The organism is Bradyrhizobium sp. KBS0727 (assembly GCF_005937885.2).
GTDB lineage: Bacteria > Pseudomonadota > Alphaproteobacteria > Rhizobiales > Xanthobacteraceae > Bradyrhizobium.
This window is the reverse complement of the sequence record NZ_CP042176.1, coordinates 5,499,050-5,516,079: the sequence shown is the minus strand read 5'-3', so window position 1 is coordinate 5,516,079 and position 17,030 is coordinate 5,499,050. Positions and strand designations below refer to the sequence as shown.

Annotated in this window: 11 protein-coding genes; 4 read left to right on the top strand and 7 right to left on the bottom strand. The window is 64.4% G+C overall.

Features of this window, described 5'->3' with window-relative positions:
• Positions 1-22: 22 nt before the first annotated feature.
• Together FFI89_RS25895 and FFI89_RS25890 are read right to left on the bottom strand one after the other, a co-directional pair.
• Positions 23-1,144, bottom strand: a complete 1,122-nt coding sequence (locus FFI89_RS25895) for a DUF2336 domain-containing protein (protein WP_138830388.1) — start codon at positions 1,142-1,144, stop codon at positions 23-25.
• 154 nt (positions 1,145-1,298) lie between these two features.
• Positions 1,299-3,932, bottom strand: coding sequence for an ATP-dependent helicase (locus FFI89_RS25890; RefSeq protein ID WP_168213044.1), 2,634 nt, complete (start codon positions 3,930-3,932; stop codon positions 1,299-1,301).
• A 426-nt stretch (positions 3,933-4,358) separates the two neighbouring features.
• Between FFI89_RS25890 and FFI89_RS25885 the strand changes: the two genes are divergently transcribed.
• Entirely contained in the window at positions 4,359-4,781 is a 423-nt protein-coding gene (locus FFI89_RS25885; RefSeq protein ID WP_138830386.1) for a GFA family protein, read from the top strand.
• Positions 4,782-4,883: 102 nt separating this feature from the next.
• Here the strand turns inward: FFI89_RS25885 and FFI89_RS25880 are convergent, their stop codons facing one another.
• The 4 genes from FFI89_RS25880 to FFI89_RS25865 all read right to left on the bottom strand — a co-directional run bounded on the left by FFI89_RS25880 (position 4,884) and on the right by FFI89_RS25865 (position 10,931).
• Entirely contained in the window at positions 4,884-8,402 is a 3,519-nt protein-coding gene (locus FFI89_RS25880; protein ID WP_138830385.1) for an autotransporter domain-containing protein, read from the bottom strand.
• Between the two features lie 184 nt (positions 8,403-8,586).
• The gene (locus tag FFI89_RS25875; protein WP_138830384.1) at positions 8,587-8,844 is read right to left on the bottom strand and encodes a hypothetical protein; all 258 of its coding nucleotides are present in this window, start codon (positions 8,842-8,844) and stop codon (positions 8,587-8,589) included.
• A 186-nt stretch (positions 8,845-9,030) separates the two neighbouring features.
• On the bottom strand, positions 9,031-10,224 hold the full coding sequence (locus FFI89_RS25870; protein ID WP_138830383.1) for a helix-turn-helix transcriptional regulator: 1,194 nt from the start codon (positions 10,222-10,224) through the stop codon (positions 9,031-9,033).
• Between the two features lie 221 nt (positions 10,225-10,445).
• The gene (locus tag FFI89_RS25865) at positions 10,446-10,931 is read right to left on the bottom strand and encodes a thioesterase family protein (RefSeq protein WP_138835722.1); all 486 of its coding nucleotides are present in this window, start codon (positions 10,929-10,931) and stop codon (positions 10,446-10,448) included.
• Positions 10,932-11,058: 127 nt separating this feature from the next.
• On the opposite strand from FFI89_RS25865, the gene FFI89_RS25860 reads away from it, so the two are divergent.
• The 3 genes from FFI89_RS25860 (at position 11,059) to FFI89_RS25845 (ending at position 15,123) form a co-directional block, all read left to right on the top strand.
• On the top strand, positions 11,059-12,477 hold the full coding sequence (locus FFI89_RS25860; protein WP_138830382.1) for an FAD-binding oxidoreductase: 1,419 nt from the start codon (positions 11,059-11,061) through the stop codon (positions 12,475-12,477).
• A 119-nt stretch (positions 12,478-12,596) separates the two neighbouring features.
• The gene (locus FFI89_RS25855) at positions 12,597-13,991 is read left to right on the top strand and encodes a Spy/CpxP family protein refolding chaperone (protein WP_138830381.1); all 1,395 of its coding nucleotides are present in this window, start codon (positions 12,597-12,599) and stop codon (positions 13,989-13,991) included.
• Between the two features lie 189 nt (positions 13,992-14,180).
• A protein-coding gene (locus FFI89_RS25845; protein WP_138829534.1) for an IS630 family transposase occupies positions 14,181-15,123 on the top strand; the annotation gives its coding sequence in 2 pieces (ribosomal slippage) (positions 14,181-14,516 and positions 14,518-15,123; 942 coding nt in all).
• A gap of 195 nt (positions 15,124-15,318) precedes the next feature.
• Here the strand turns inward: FFI89_RS25845 and FFI89_RS25840 are convergent.
• Positions 15,319-17,007 (bottom strand): SulP family inorganic anion transporter, encoded by a 1,689-nt coding sequence (locus FFI89_RS25840; protein WP_138830380.1) that lies wholly within the window; start codon positions 17,005-17,007, stop codon positions 15,319-15,321.
• Between the last annotated feature and the right edge of the window lie 23 nt (positions 17,008-17,030).

Sequence of the window (17,030 nt, the reverse complement as noted above, 5' to 3'; positions counted from 1 at the left end):
GGCGAAATCCGCATCCGGTATCTCAACGCGCGGCAAGCGCGGGTGTCTTTGCACCGGCGTTGGCATCGCCGGGGTTGTTGCGAGCTTGACAGGCCTTCAGGACGCTGCGCGATGTCTCGATGTTGAGGCAGCCGAACTCGCTTTCCAGGCCTTTCAGTTCGCGCGCGCCGATACGGTAATCCCAGGCGCCCAGAAAAAGCAGCGACATCGCTGTCGCCCACGAAAAGCCGAGGGCTTTGGTCAGAACCAGCAGCATTTCCCGGTTCGTGTCCGATAGGGCCCGTTCAATCGCATCTTCAGGCAGCTTGCACAGCAGGGCCAGACCGATCGTGACTTCTTCAAGTCTGCGGGCGCGTGCGTAGCCGGAAATGGTGTTCTCATGCAGCTTGCCCTGTCGATGCAGGGCGGTCACGGCCAGCTTCGCGATGGCGTAACTCTTCGCCATCGGGCCGAGCCTGGACTGCAACTCGCCGGCGACGACGGCTACCGTCGACTGGATCTGATCGACCATCTCGGGACGCTCGCGCTGGAGCCGCTTTCTCACCTCGTCGGACGCGCTTGTAACCAGTTGCTGGAAAATGTGCTTCGGAATGTCCTGGCGCAGACCTAATCGCTCGGCGAGAACGGAATTGCCCTCGGCATGCTCGATCATGTGCCGGAACCCGCTCTCCGAGAACCGTGCACCCTTGTTGGAGGCGACGGAGGTCATGACCTCCTGGTTGCCGCGGGTCACGAGCACGTCTGTTACCATCTCGACCAGGGATTCCCGTTTCGAGATCGCGAGCAAGTGCGACTGGCTCTTGAGGCAGATATTGGCGACCATGGCGTACGGCTCGAGCCGTTCGGACTCCTTGAGCACCGGGCCCGCGACATCGATCGAATCGTCAAAGGCGAGCTTGTGGATGACATTGACCGGCGCATCGTTGAAGCGGGCCAGCCGCTTGGCGAGTTGCGCGCGGGCCGCGACCTCGATCTCGTCCGCGAGCCGGCCGATGACGGCGCCGAGGGTCCAGATTTCATCCTCGCTATGCCGGCCCGCCATCATCAGATCGGTGGTATGCCACAACGCCCGCGCCCGGCTCTCCGGGGTGCCGCGCGCCACGACCTCGTCGAGGTCGCGGAGAAATGGATTTACCTTGGTCATTTCTTGATAACTCTGATGAACGGACCCAATGATCGCTGGGCCGAAAGCTACTTCGGCACCTGCGATTTTTCGGTCTAACAATTCGTTCAAATGCCACGCAGTTCGCGGGCGTTTCCGGCCGAGGGCGGGCCGTGCAGGCGGCTTTCGAGGGGGGCTAAACCCGCTCGACGAAGCTATCGACCACCTTCTTCTCGCCGGCTTTCTCGAACGCGATCGTCAGCTTGTTGCCGTCGACCTTCACCACGTGGCCGTAGCCGAATTTCTGGTGAAACACGCGGTCCTCCAGCGAGAATTCGGAAACGGTGCCGGTGGATTTCGCGACCAGTTCGCCTTCGATCACCATCGGGCCGCGCTTGTTGCGCGCGAAGCCGCCGGTTTCGCCGCGCGAGCTGCCGTAGGACGACTGGGCTTCGTCGAAGCCGCCGCGCGCCTGTCCGCCGCCGCCGCGATTTTTGGCGCGATTGGCCTGCGCGCGCTGCCAGCCCGGCGTCGTGTAGCTGGAGCCGAAGGATTCGACGTTGTCGAAACGCGAGGCGCCATAGCCGCCGCTGCCGCCCCAGCCGGAGCCGCCCTTGGACTCCGTGATCTCGACATTCGCTGACGGCAATTCGTCGAGGAAGCGCGACGGGATCGTGGTCGACCAGGTGCCGTGAATGCGCCGGTTGGTGGCGAAATAGAGCTTGGCGCGGCGGCGCGCGCGGGTCAGGCCAACATGGGCCAGGCGCCGCTCTTCCTCGAGGCCGGCGCGGCCCTGTTCGTCGAGCGTGCGCTGGCTCGGAAACAGGCCTTCTTCCCAGCCGGGCAGGAACACGTTGTCGAATTCGAGGCCCTTGGCGGAATGCAGCGTCATCAGCGACACCGCTTCCTCGTCGGGCCCGCCGTCGCGGTCCATCACCAGCGAGATATGTTCGAGGAAACCCTGCAGGTTCTCGAACTCCTCCATCGAGCGCACCAGTTCCTTCAGGTTGTCCAGGCGGCCTGCGGCGTCGGCCGAGCGGTCCTTCTGCCACATGTCGGTGTAGCCGCTCTCGTCGAGCACGATTTCGGCCAACTCCGTATGCGAGGTCACCTCGCGCCGGGCGCGCCAGCGGTCGAAATGCTGGATGAGGTCGCGCAACGATCCGCGCGCCTTCGGCTTCAACTCGTCGGTCTCGACCACCGCCCGCGCGGCTTCGAACAGGGGGATGCGACGCTTGCGGGCGTGGTCGTGCAGCATCTGCACGGTGGCGTCGCCGAGGCCGCGTTTGGGCACGTTGACGATACGCTCGAAGGCGAGATCGTCGGCGGGCGAATTGATCACGCGCAGGTAGGCGAGGGCATCGCGGATTTCCGCGCGTTCATAGAACCTTGGACCGCCAATCACGCGGTAGGACAGGCCGAGCGTGACGAAGCGATCTTCGAACTCGCGCATCTGGAACGAGGCCCGCACCAGGATCGCGACCTCGTTGAGATTCTCGCCCGACCGCTGCAGTTCCTCGATCTCCTCGCCGATGGCGCGGGCTTCCTCTTCCGAATCCCAGGACCCGGTCACGGTGACCTTCTCGCCGTCGACATCCTCGGTGCGCAGGGTCTTGCCGAGCCGGCCTTCGTTATGCGCGATCAGGTGCGAGGCGGCGGCGAGGATGTGGCCGGTGGAGCGGTAATTGCGTTCGAGCCGGATCACCTTGGCGCCGGGAAAATCGTGCTCGAAGCGCAGGATGTTATCGACCTCCGCGCCGCGCCAGCCATAGATCGACTGGTCGTCGTCGCCGACGCAGCAGATGTTTTTGAGAGGGGCCTGCGGCGCGGATGCTGTCATTCCGGGATGGTCCGAAGGACCAGACCCGGAATCTCGAGGTGAGTCCTCTCCATCTCTAGATTCCGGGTTCGCATCTTCGATGCGCCCCGGAATGACGGGGGAGGCGATCTCCTCCGGAATGACCGCGGTGCCCGTGGCTCCCGGAATAATCGCCGACAGCGGCATGCCAGCACGCGATGGCGCCTGCGACAGCAGCCGCAGCCACAGATACTGCGCGACGTTGGTGTCCTGATATTCGTCGACCAGGATGAACTTGAACCGGTTCTGGTATTGCCGGAGCACGTCGGGATGCTCACGGAACAGGCGGATGTTCTCCAGCAGGAGATCGCCGAAATCGGCAGCGTTGAGGATCTTCAGCCGCTCCTGATAGCTGGCGTAGAGCTTGCCGCCCTTGCCGTTGCCGAACACCGCGGCTTCGCCGGGGGGAACCTGCGCCGGCGTCAGTCCGCGGTTTTTCCAGCCGTCGATCAACCCGGCCAGCATCCGCGCCGGCCAGCGCTTGTCGTCGATGTTCTCGGCCTGCAGCAACTGTTTCAGCAGCCGGACCTGATCGTCGACGTCGAGCACGGTGAAATTGGACTTGAGCTGCACCAGCTCGGCATGGATGCGCAGGATGCGGCCGCCGATCGAGTGGAAGGTGCCGAGCCACGGCATGCCTTCCACGGCCTGGCCGAGCATCTGGCCGAGGCGGTGCTTCATCTCGCGCGCCGCCTTGTTGGTGAAGGTCACCGACAGGATTTCGTGCGGCCGGGCCCGGCCCTGGCTCAGGATGTGGGCGATGCGGGTGGTCAGCACGCGGGTCTTGCCGGTGCCGGCGCCGGCCAGCACCAGAACCGGGCCGTCCAATGAGACCACCGCCTCGCGCTGCTCGGGATTGAGGCCGGTGAGATATTGCGGACCGGCCGCAGCCCGCGCACGCGCAGCGATGCCGCCAGCCGCAGGCTGGTGCTCGGGGACGCCGTGATGGGGCAGTTTGCTGGGCTCGGTCATTCGCGAATCGTGTTGTCCCCACGATGGCACCGTGGGGCGATGAAGGGGAGCCTTCATAGCAGGGATTACGGGCCATATAGGGCCTGATCGGCCGTTTTGACAGGTTTTATCGGGCCGTCTCGGCAGCGCTTTTTCGCGCGCCCGGCCTCGATTTCGCTCCCTGCTGAGGAAGAATTTTCGCGGATTGCGGCGAGGGACCTGCCCGGAACCTTCCGGGCTCGCATGGCGGTCGCGCGCGATGCGGGCTTCTGCTTGCAATTCCGGCGCCCCTGCGCCTGAATCCGGTGTTTTCAAGGAATCCGGTTGTACACGCCTTCTCCTCCGATCGAGTGACGCGGTCGCGCCGATCGGTTTGCTAACGCAACGTCACTTGTCCGTTGGCGCCTGCTGGCGGACCGGAAACAATAGAAATCATAGGGGAGAGCCATGGCTCACGTCGGAAGCTGCTTTTGCGGCGCAGTCAAACTGGAGGTCACCGGTTCACCGGAGGCCATGGGCTATTGTCACTGCAGGTCATGTCGTTCGTGGTCCGGCGGACCCGTCAACGCCTTCAGCCTCTGGAAGCCGGAGGCGGTGCGGGTCACATCGGGGGCCGAGCATTTGGCCATGTTCCAGAAGACCCCGCTCAGCGAGCGTCAGTATTGCTCGAAGTGCGGAGGGCACGTGATGACCAATCATCCGCCGCTGGGCCTCGTCGACGTGTTCGCCGCAACGATTCCGACGCTGGCCTTCGCTCCCGGCGTTCACGTCAACTATGCCGAGACAGTGCTGCCGATGCGGGACGGCCTGCCGAAGCTGAAAGACTTCCCGGCCGAATTTGGCGGCTCCGGCGAGGCGATGGCGGAATAGCGATCGCGGTTGCTGGCCTCTCGCCCTGCAAGGCGATCACGTCAAGACAAAAAAGAGTCTCGGTTCTGATTCAACAGGACCGAGGCTCTTTCGCGTGCGATCTCAGAATCCGACGCGCAGGCCGCCCCTTGCGGTCGCGGTGCGGCTTTGGTCGGACATCGCCGTGGCCTCGACCGCACCGAACACTGCGACGTTCTTGCTGGTGTGGTAGTCGAAGCCCGCACCCAGCACGGCGCCGACCGCGCTCGCCTTGCCCGGGGTCGTGAAGGCGAGGTTCTGCCCGAGCAAGACGGTGTTGATCCCGGTGTTGCCGACCCGCTGCAAGGCGATGACGCCGCCATGCAAATTGGTTTTCAGGCTATGCTCGCCACCGAAGAACGTCGCCACCTTGGAGACTTCCAACTCGCCACGCTCCTCGAAATCCTGCAGCGTCCGGCTGCCCACCGAAAGCCCCTGGGCCGAACCGGTCTCGGTAAAGCCGTCGAACAGGCCCGCGACGTAGCGCGCGCGGACGGTCGGCGTCAGCACATAGCCGTTGCCGAATTGATAGTGCCGACCGTAGGCGATTTCCGGGCTGATGAACCAGCCATTATAGCTCGCGGTCGCCGTATCCGCGCCGCCCGCCGCGAGGTTGTTCAGCACCAGCCGCCTCGACTTGTTGGACGCGCTGCCGCCCTGCAGGGTGAAGTCGAAGAACTGCGCGGCCCACTCGAAGCGGCTGTAGCCGCCGCCGAACACGTAATCGGTGTTCACGGTCTGCGAATTCAGGTCGACCGAAAGCCCGCCGGCGCCGCCGCCGACGAACGCGCCGATCAGCCAGTTCGGCTGCACCTTGCGGTCGATGCCGATGGCGCCGCCCCAGGCGGTCGAGGTCGAGCGCAATGTCGTATCGGTCGCATCCTGGGTGCGCCGGCCGCCGAAGCTGTTGGCCCACACCGTGATCGGCGCCGGGTTCAGCCAGTCGGTGGTGGCCGCCTTGGTGCGAAGCGCGCCATGACTGTCGCCGGAGCCGGTCTCGGGCGCGTAGGCCATCGCCATCATGCCATCGGCCGACGGCGACGCGCCGTTGAGGCGGCCCTGCACCAGCGACGACGCGCCGCCGGTGAAGTCCATCAGGGTGCGGTCGGTCTGCGCCAGCGCGGTGGGATCGAGGGTGGCGAGTTGCATGCCGCTCTGCACCGTGGGGCCGGTGAAGCCGCCGCTGGAAAGGCTGGTGTTGACCGTGCCGGTGAAGTTGACGAAGGTCGGAAGCGCGATGGTGGTGAGCGACGACACCTTGCTGCTCGGCGCGACGAAGAAAGCATTCACGGTGTCGGCGCCGCCGCCGAAGTCGACCACACCGACGATCCGCGACCCCGACAACAGCGTCAGCGTGTCGGCCGCGCTCGACAGCTTGATCGCCGTGCCGCCGGTGCCGATGATGCTGCCGGAGTTGGTGATGGTGGCGGCGTCAAAAGCGCGAATGCCGGTTGCCCCCGAGATGGTGCCGGAATTGGACACGCTGGCGGTCGAACCGACGATACCAAAGCTGTTTACACCGGTCGCCGCGATGGAGCCGGAATTGTTGACGACAACCGCGCCGCCCGAAACACCGCGCCCAGTCCCGGTGAGAGAGCCGGAGTTTGTCAGATTGACGCTTGTCTCGCCGATAACGGCGCCCTCGGAGCCCCCCGAGATCGTGCCGGTGTTGACGATGGTGGCGGTATCTGCGCCGATGCCGAGCGCCCCACCTGTGATCGCGCCGGCATTGTTGACAGTCGCGGACCCGCCCGAGATCGCGCCTATCCCACCCGAGATGCTGCCGGTGCCGAGGTTCGTCACCTTGACGCTGTGGCCGTTGATACCGACTGCGTCAGCACTGATGGAGCCGGAGTTGGTCACATCGGCCAGGCCGCCGGCACGGATGGCTATAGCCGTGATCCCCGTTGCCAGAATCTTGCCGGCGTTGTTCACAATCGCGTCGCCGCCGTTGGCTAAGATAGTTTGCGCACCCGAAATCGTGCCGGCGCTGGTGTTGGTCACGGTGGCGCTGCCGGTGTCTGCGAAGATGGCGACGTTGCCGGCTGAAATGGTGCCGGAATTGGTCACGTTGGCCGTGCTGCCTGCGTTGATGGCAGTGCCGCTCGCGCCTGTTGCCGAGATCGTGCCGGAATTGTTCACGGTGGCGGCGCGCTCTGAGAAGACAGCAATACCGTCCCCGTCAGTAGCCGAGATCGTGCCCGAGTTCGTCACCTTGGCGGTGATGGCGCTGATACCGGCAGCTCCGCCGACAATCGAGTTGGAATTGGTTACATCGATCAGGCCGTTGGCACGGATGGCGTCAAACGTTGCCTGAATCTTGCCGGCGTTGCTCACGGTCGCGTCGCCGTTGGCGAAGATAGCTTCCACGCCGGAGATCGTGCCGGCGCTCATGTTGGTGACGGTGGCGCTGCCCGCTTGCACGACGATGGCGAAATCGGCTGAAATGGTGCCGGAGTTGGTCACGGCGGCGGCGCTGGTTGCGGAGATCGCACGACTACCTACGCCTGTCGTCGAGATCGTGCCCGAGTTGTTCACGTTGGCGACGTCGGCAGCGATGGCAGCGCCGGCGGCGCCCGCCGCGATCGTGCCGGAATTGATGATGTTGGCGGTGTCACTGGCGTTGATGCCGAACGTCCCACCGAGGATGCTGCCGGCGTTGTTGATGGTGGCGGTGCTGTTCGCCAGAATGCCGCTGTCCCCACCCGTGATGGTGCCGGAGCTCGTGTTGGTTACATTGACGGTGGTGGCGGAGACACCAGAACCGGTGATGCCCGTCGCCTGAATCAGCCCGGAGTTGTTGATGGTAGCGGTGGTGGCTTTGACGCCGACGCCGTTCGAGGCCGCGGCGGAGATGGTTCCGCTGCTGGTATTGGTCACCGTGGCGCCCGCATCTACTCTAATTCCGTCTGCGTCCGCTGTGATGTTGCCGGAGTTGGTGACGGTCACCACCCCGGAGCTGATTGCGGTGCCGCCGGCGCCGGTTGCGAGGATGTCGCCGGAGTTGTTCACCGTAACCAAGCCGCCGCCACTGATGCCGACGCCGTTCGTGCCAGTCGCCGAGAGCGTGCCGGAATTGGTAACTTCGCTTTGTCCGCCGCCGCCTTCGAGGGCGTGGCCATCGGCGCCGTTCGCCGAGATGGTGCCGGAATTGGTTACGTGAAAGCCGAAGGCGCCGACACCACGGCCATTCGCGACATTCGACGAGATGGTGCCGGAGTTGTTGACCACGGCGTCATGGCTTCCAACCACGGCGAAAAAGTTGCCGCCTGTGATCGTGCCGGAATTGTTGACGGTTCCTCGGTCAAATTCCAGGCCGTCTGCCGTTCCCGTTATGGACGCGCCGGAAAGGATATTATAGGTGTTGCCGGTGTCGGACACAGTGCCGAAGCCGATGTTCCCGTTCGCGTTGTTGGTGGCGCCGGTGCAGGTGATGGTGGTGTTATTGATCGGCGACGTCGCATCGCACGCGGCCTCGGCCTGACCGACCGCCGCCAATGGCGCGATCGTCAATGCCAGCGCAAGCGTGCGACCTTGGGCACGGCGCCGGCGCGCCAGCTGCGGTTGCGCAAGATCATCCAGAGCTGCCCGGTTCAGTTCCATTTCCGTTTTCCCCGTTCGACAAAGTCGGTGCGCCGGAGTCGGCGCTTCGGGGCTACGGTAAGCTGCGCACAGCACCGCCGGCGTCCACCGAACGTAGGAGGCGGCGACGCGCGCGGATAAAGCTGCGCACTATGTCGGCGGCTGGTGCAATTATGCGACACGGACCGGGGCACGTCCGGCGCCTTCAATCCACCATTGTCATTCCGGGTGAGTCGATGCCGAGTGTGTCGGCATCGATCGACGATCGGTAGATTTCATTTCGGCGCTCGTCCCTGACGCGTATCCAACTGCTGCTATCGCGCAGCTCGGCCCGCGAAACGAGAAGATGTCGCGCCATTTCGTCGGCGGCGGCAGCCGCGTTGGTGCGGCAATCGAACAACATTCCTCCCGGGTCGAGCACGATAGTGTGATCGAAAATGAGATCGAAGAAAAAACGAGGCATTCCTTGGCGCACCATAGGTAACGGATACCGCCAAAGTCCGGATGTGTAACGGCGGAGGACCTGTTTTCCTGACAGTTGATTCGAACACAGCACAGCGCGGTTCGTGCGGCTCAGGTAACATCGGATGTTCATACCCGTGCCAAACCCGGTCCGCTTCCTCCGAACGCAGGATGCGACGCGCGCGAATTAGCCGCGATGAAGCGAAGTCGGGGCGGGAGCGACCGCGCGCGGAGCCGTCGAGGCCTGCTGGCTGGCTAGCGGCGTGGCAAATCCCGCGACGATCTTGACCAGATCGGCCTGGCGGCCGGTGCCGGTCTTGACGAACAGACGCCCGAGATGCGTCTTGACGGTGGTTTCCGCAACGCCGAGCATCGCCGCGACTTCCGGAACGCCGCCGACCTCCACGATGGCCAACAGCACGCGCAATTCGGTCGGGGTTAACCGATAAGCCCGGGCGATGACTTCCGGAGCCGCCGGGGGTTCGAGCGCGGCCTTGCGAATAAACACTGCCGCAGCCGCGGCGTAGCCAAAGCCGGTAACGCGCCGGGCGCCCGATGTGAGCGGCAGCACATGGGCAACATAGCGCACGCCGTCCTGCGCCCTCAGCGGCAAGGCGATGCCTTGGGTTCCGATTGCCGCGTCGCCGGCGCCCGTAGACGCAAACAGTTTCTGCAGCAACTGATCGATTGCCGAATCGCGCGCGGCAAGCCGCCCTCCGGTCACCGTCAGGAAATCGCCGGCGTCGAGCATGACGTGACAGGCGACGTTTGCATGGACGATGCGCCCGGCCGCATCGACAAGGCACATCCCCGTGCTGAGGCCGTCGAGCGTGTCGGCGAAAGTCGCAGCCTCCGCGGATTTGAGATCGATAAGTCTGCCGATCAGTACCGCCCGGCGGACGTGCGGAACGAGAAGGCGCATGCGCCGGCGTGTTTCATCGTCGACAATACCGTCGCGTTCGTGGCGAAACACCCCGAACAATGCCGTGCTGGTCACCGATTTATCGAGCACCGCCGATACGAAATCCACCATGCCCTGCGGCTGCGCCCACTCCCGGTAAAACCGGGTATCCAGGAAATCGCAGTACGGCATGAGGTCCGCGATTGCGATTGGATGCCCCACATCGGCAAAGTAATGGCCGGTCGTGGAAGGGTCGAGCTTTACATATTTGTCGAAATAGAGTTGCCGGTAATACGGGTCGGTGCCGGACTCGTAATAGACGTTGCCGCTCCCGGCCGTGGGGCTCTTGGCAAAGATCGCCGCCGCGGAGCCGCCGACGAAACGACCGGCGCGGGAGAGGACGTCGCTCCACAACGAGGGATCCAGCGCCGCATCATAGATATCGCTGACGAGTTCGGAGAGCTGCGCTGCCTGATCCATGGCCATCCTTCAAACCCGACGCCCGGCGGCTTGCCCAGCTCGCCGAGATACACACGGCATTGGATGTTCGTTACCCAACATTGCTGCCGATACTTGTGCTCTACCGGCCAGCCGCCACGCTTATTCCTCCATTGGGGGGATATTTCGCTCAACAGATCGTCATCGCGCCCCCTCCGAACGGATGAGGGCGACGGATCGACGGCCTCCAGGCGGGGACGATGCTATTTCGCGGGCATCGCGACCTTGCGGCCAGTGCCCTCGGGCTTTGGGACAGCCGCATGCGTATCCACCACTGCCGCGATGCGGGCGCGGATGTCGGGCGGGAACGGCGCGACCTTTCGCGCATTCATGTCGATATGAACGGTCATGTTTTCCGACGTAGCGGAGATCCAGCCTTCGGTGGCGTGGCGTAGTTCCTCAAACGTGTGGATGCGCTTTTCGTCGGCGGCCAGCAGATACACTGAAATCTGCACGGGATCGCCGAGGTGAATTTCGCGCAGATAGCGCACATGGCATTCGGCGGTGAAGGTCGAGCCGTGGCGTTCCTTCATGTAGCCGGGTCCGATCCCGAGTTGCAGCCACATTTCGTCGATCGCACGATCCATCATCACATTGTAGTAGGCCATGTTGAGATGGCCGTTATAGTCGATCCATTGCGGCTCGATCTGCATCACCGATGACAGGAACGGGGCCGGCGGCAGCGGCATATCCTTCAAGCTGTGTTTGGCGGCGGCACCAGTCGTCATCATCCATTCCCAGGTTGTCTTGCCTTTGCTCTCTTGACCCCTTTTATATCCTTTGCCACGGTCGTCTCAAAGCCGGGAGGAATTTTGCGTGGCGATGACGATTTCGAACAATCCGAAGCGGCCGGAGCCGCAGGCCCTCGCCAGCGCGGTTGAGGCGCTGGCGGCGCGGTTCGGCAACCGGTTGATCACCTCGCAGGCGGTGCGCGAACAGCATGCCCATACCACCACCTGGCTGCCGACCCAGCCGCCGGATGCGGTGGTGATGGCGCAGGAAACCGCCGACGTCCAGGACGTGGTGCGGATTTGCGCTCAGTTCGGCGTTCCCGTCATCGCCTTCGGCACCGGAACCTCGCTGGAGGGCCAAGTCAACGCGCCGGCCGGCGGCGTCTGCATCGACCTGCGCGACATGAATCAGATCCTCGCGGTGCATACCGAGGATCTGGATTGCGTGATCCAGCCCGGCGTCACCCGCAAGGCGCTGAACGAACATCTGCGCGACCAGGGATTGTTCTTTCCGATCGATCCCGGCGCCGACGCCTCGCTCGGCGGCATGACCTCGACCCGCGCCTCCGGCACCAACGCGGTGCGTTACGGCACCATGCGCGACAACGTGCTGGCGCTGAAGGTGGTGCGCGGCGACGGCGAGATCATCACGACCGGGACGCGGGCGAAGAAATCCTCCGCCGGCTACGACCTGACGCATCTGTTCGTCGGCGCCGAAGGCACGCTCGGCATCATTACCGAGCTCACGATCAAGCTGCGCGGCATTCCCGAGACGATCGCGGCGGCCGCGTGCTCGTTCGAGACCGTGCGCGGTGCCTGCCAGGCCACGATCCTCGCCATTCAAACCGGCATTCCGGTCGCCCGAATCGAACTGCTCAACGCCGAGCAGGTGCGCGCCTGCAATGCCTATTCGAAGCTGTCCCTGCCGGAGACGCCACTGTTGCTGCTGGAATTCCACGGCAGCGAGATCGAGGTCGCCGAGCAATCGAAGAATTTCAGCGAAATCGCCAAGGAATGCGGCGGCGGCGATTTCACCTGGACCACCAAGCCGGAGGATCGCACCAAGCTCTGGCAGGCGCGGCACGACGCCTATTGGTCGGTGAAGGCGCTGCGCCCCGGCGCCGGCGTTGTCGCGACTGACGTCTGCGTGCCGATCTCGCGGCTGGCCGATTGCGTCACCGAGACCGAGGCCGATCTGAAGCGGCTCAACCTGCTGTCGCCGATCGTCGGCCATGTCGGCGACGGCAACTTCCACTGCTCGCTGGTCTGCGACGTCGACAATGCCGAAGAAATGGCCCGCGGCGAGGAGTTCATGCATCGTCTGGTCGAGCGCGCGCAGTCGATGGGGGGCACCTGCACCGGCGAGCACGGCATCGGCCAGGGCAAGCAGAAATACCTCAAGGCCGAACTCGGCCCCGAGGCGATCGACGCCATGCGGGCGCTGAAGAGCGCGCTCGACCCGCAGAACATCTTCAATCCCGGCAAGATCGTCCCGGCCGCCTGAGAGTTGTCACGCTTCGCGTGCTCCCGCCCGGCGGCTGCACGGCCGGGCGTGGAACTTTTCTGTTCTCCCTGCGTCTTCCCTGCGCCGCGGTGTCAGCGGCGTGGCGCAGAGAGGGAGCCATGGTCAGGCGATTAATTGGAATTGCGCTCATTGTCCTCGCGATGGCGCTCTCGGGCGACGCGATAGCCAGGGGCGGCGGCGGCGGTCACGGCGGCGGCGGTCACGGCGGCGGCGGTCATGGTGGCGGCGGACATGGAGGAGGTCATGGCGGCGGCGGCCACGGTTTCGGCCATGTGCATTTTGGCGGCGGCGGACATGGCGGCGGACATCACGGCGGCGGAAGGTTCCACGCGGTTGGACGCGCAGGCTTTCACGGCCATCACGCCTTCGCGTCACGGGCCTTCGCGTCACGGCACGGCGCGAATTTCGGTCAGATCCGAAATGCCGCGGTCAGATCCGGCAATTTCCATCACGCGCTGAATTCGCTGGCGCGCACCGGCGCGTTGCGAAACGGCCGGCTGCTGAGCAATCCGGCGGCGCGCGCCCAGATAGCGGCGGCTGCAGCACTTGCAGGCTGGCACGGCGGGGTGGCCGGAAACGGCTGGTGGCAGCATGCCGGCGGCGGCTATGGGTGGGTCGGCCCGCTGTTCTGGCCGTTCGCCTACAACGACATCTACGACTACGCCATCTGGGGCGACGACATCGGGTTCTGGGGCTACGGCTACCCGGACATCTATGCCGGCATATTCGGACCTTATGGCTATGACGACCTCAGGGGCTATCTGCCCGAACGCAGGCCGGGCCGCCGATATCGCGGTGACGGGCGGATCGAGCAGATGTGTGGCAATGACAGCCGTTCGGTTGCCGGGCTTCCGATCGATCAGATCGCGGACGCCGTGCACCCGACCGAGGCGCAGGCGGTGGCGCTCGACGAACTCGGCAACGCCTCGATCGCCGCCGCCCAGACCATTCGTGCGGCATGTCCTGCGCAGGTGGTGTTGACCGCGCCGAACCGGCTTGCCGCCATGCAGCAGCGGATCGAGGCGATGGTCGCAGCGGTCGCCGCCGTGAAACCGCCGCTGGAGAAATTCTACGGCTTGTTGGACGCCGAGCAGAAGGCGCGGCTGAACGCGCTGGCGGAGGACCAACGCAAGGCATCGGCTGCAAGCGACAACGGTGCGCCACTGGCCAGGAATTGCGCCGCTGCGCAACCGGCGGCGCAGGAGTGGCCGACCGGCGAGATCGACGCCCGACTGCATCTGAATGACAGCCAGCGAGCCGCGCTCCAGGTGCTCCAGAACGCCAGCGCCGATGCCGCGCAGAGGCTGAAAGCGGCGTGCCAGGCGAGCGACGCCATGACGCCGCCTGCGCGGCTTGCGTCCGTCTCCAGCCGGCTCGACACCATGCTGCAGGCCGTCAAGGATGTCCGTGCCGCGCTCGATGGTTTCTACGCCACCCTCAATGACGAGCAAAAGGCGCAGTTCGAGGCGATCGGGCCGAGACGATCAGCCTAAGCGCGTTTTCTAGCGAAGTGGGCACCGGTTCGCGTGAAGAAAACGCGTCAAAACAAGAACCTAGAGCCCCGTTCCGATTCAATCGGAACGGAAGAAGCTCTAGAGTGTTTCCGATTTTTTCTGAATCGGGGATTCCCAAATCAGGTGGGCTCTGATTCAATTTTCCTGCTGGGACGGAGGCCAGCAAGGATGGCGCGAGCATACTCACTGGATCTGCGTGAGCGTGTTGTCGGGTTGGTTGCGAGTGGTGAGACGTGCCGAGCGGTGGCAGAACTGTATGACGTCAGCGTTGCGAGCGTCGTGAAGTGGTCGCAGCGGGCGCGCGCGACGGGCAGTGCGGCGGCCAAGCCGATGGGCGGCAGGCGGCCTTACCTGCTGGAAGGCGAGCGCGACTGGCTGCTGGCTCGGCTGGCCGAGAAACCTGATCTGACCTTGCACGCGCTGCTGGCAGAACTTGGCGAACGCGGTGTCGCGGTGTCCTGCGACACGCTCTGGCGGTTCCTCAAGCGCCAGGGCATCAGCTTCAAAAAAAACCGTGTTCGCGGCTGAGCAGGATCGTCCTGATATCGCGCGCCGCCGCGCCTGGTGGAGACGGCACCAATCGAAAATCGAACCTACCCGTCTCGTCTTCATTGATGAGACCTGGGCCAAGACCAACATGACCCGTACCCATGGTTGGTGGCGACGGGGCATCCCGCTCAAGGCTCAGGTCCCGCACGGCCATTGGCGGACGATGACCTTCCTCGCAGCACTCCGGCACGACCGCATCGCTGCGCCCTGCGTCATCGACGGGCCGATCAACGGCGAGAGCTTCCGTGCCTATGTCGAGCAGTTGCTGGTGCCAACGCTCCAACCTGGCGACATTGTCGTCATGGACAATCTCGGCTCCCACAAGGGTCCCGCTATCCGAAGAGCTATCCGAGCTGCCGGCGCACGGCTCGTCTTCCTTCCGCCCTATAGCCCGGACCTCAATCCGATCGAGCAGGTCTTCGCAAAGCTCAAAACCCTGCTCCGCAAAGCCGAAGAGCGCACCATCGAAGGCGTGTGGCGCCAAATTGGCAGCCTTCTCCAACACTTCACACCGCAAGAATGCGCAAACTATCTGCGCAACGCTGGATATGCTTCCGTCTAAATCGGAAAGACTCTAGAGGGGGGATGAGATTAGGTTGGGCCGCGACGACGGACCATTTTTTTCGTGTGCCCAGGTAGCAGGAGTGCTGCGGGCCGGGGTCCATTCTACTTTGCATGGGGTTGTTTTCGCGATTTTGTATCTGGACCCCCCAGGAAGCTCCAGATCCCTGTTTTGACGCGCCTTGATGCGAACCGATCAATTCTGCCCGGCAAGTGCGCGCACGGCTTCGTCGACGCTGCGGAAGACATGGTCCCTGGGCAGAACCTCATAGAGCCCGAAGCGTTCGAATGCCCGCTGGGCGCGGGTGGATTCGAGCCGCGCGACGGCGATCGTCACGCCGTCGTCCCGGCATTCCCGGAACAGATCGAGCAAGGCTTGTGCGGCCGTAAAATCGATCTCGACAACGCCGCTGGCTTCGATCACCACCAGATGCGGCTTCGGGGTCGACGTGCCGATGACTTTCAGTACGTCGCTGTGGAAGCCTGCGGCGTTAAGGAACGACAGTGGCGCCTGCTGGCCGACCACGGCAACTCCCGGCTTGCGTTCGCCGGTCACACGCGAACTGATGGGCCACCAGATGGTGGTGCCGGGCACGTGAACGAACTCGACCAACCGTCCCCGCGTCGTAGTCCAGATGCCGTGCAGCAGCGACAACGCGATTCCGACGGCGACGCCTTGCTCGATCGGCAGCACGATGATCGCCGCAGCCGTCGCCACGATCAGCAGGAATTCGCCGAACGATTGCCGGAAGATGGTGACGATCTGTTTCACGCGAATGATGCGCAGCGCGACGAACAGCAGCACGCCGCCGAGCGCCGCATCCGGCACGTGTTGCAGCAGCGTCGCGCCGAAGGCGAGCAGCGCCAGCACGATTGCGGCGGCAACCAGGCCGGCGAGCTGCGTGCGCCCGCCGGTTTCCGACACAATGCCGGTGCGCGGCGGGCTGGCATTGACCGGAAACGCTCCGAACAGGCCGGACAGGATGCTGCCCGCGCCGGCGCCGAGGAAATCGCGATCAACGTCGGCCGGCTTGTCGGGATCGGAGGGGAAGGAGCGCGTCGTCGCCGCCGTTTGCACCATGACGACGATCGCAATCAGGAACGCCAACGATGCCAGTTTCACCCAGCGCTCCGGCGCAATATCCGGAAGCGACGGCGTCGGCAGCGTCCCGGGCACCGTGCCGACGACTTTGACGCCTTTCGTTTCCAGGTGGCCGACGACGACCGCGATAGTGGCCGCGACAAGGCCGATCAGCGCGCCGGGGATGCGTGCGCTGATCTTTTCCGACCCGGCGACGACCGCGAGCACGCCAAGCCCGATCACCAGCGTATAGAGGTTGGTCTGACCGAGCTCCTGGGCGAGAACGCCGAGCTTGTAGAGGGTCGGTCCGTTGGGAGACGGCAGCCCGAGCACGCCGGGCAGTTGCGAGACCAGGATGTGCACGGAGATACCGGCGAGGAAGCCGACCGTGACCGGCGTCGACAGCAGGTTGGCGATCCAGCCGAGCTTGAACAGGCTGCCGGCGATCATGATCACGCCGACCATCAGCGCCAGCGCCATCGCGAGCGACTGAAACTCCGGCGAGCCCACCGTCGCCAGCAGTGCCAGACCGCCGGCGAAGATCGGCGTGATGGTGGAATCTGCGCCGCAGGACAGGAAGCGGTTGGCGCCGAGCATGGCAAAGCCCAGCGACCCCGCGATGAACGCGAAGAAGCCGATCTGCGGCGAGAAACCGCCGAGCCGCGCGGTCGCCATCTGCTCGGGGATCGCGATGGCGGCGAGTGTCAGCCCTGCGATCAGGTCGCCCGGCAGGTCGCTCGGGCGGAACGAGGCCAGCGAACGGAAGACCGGCCAGTTGGTTTTGGTAATTGGGCTATCGGTCATCAACCCCGGCTTTCTGCGCGGCA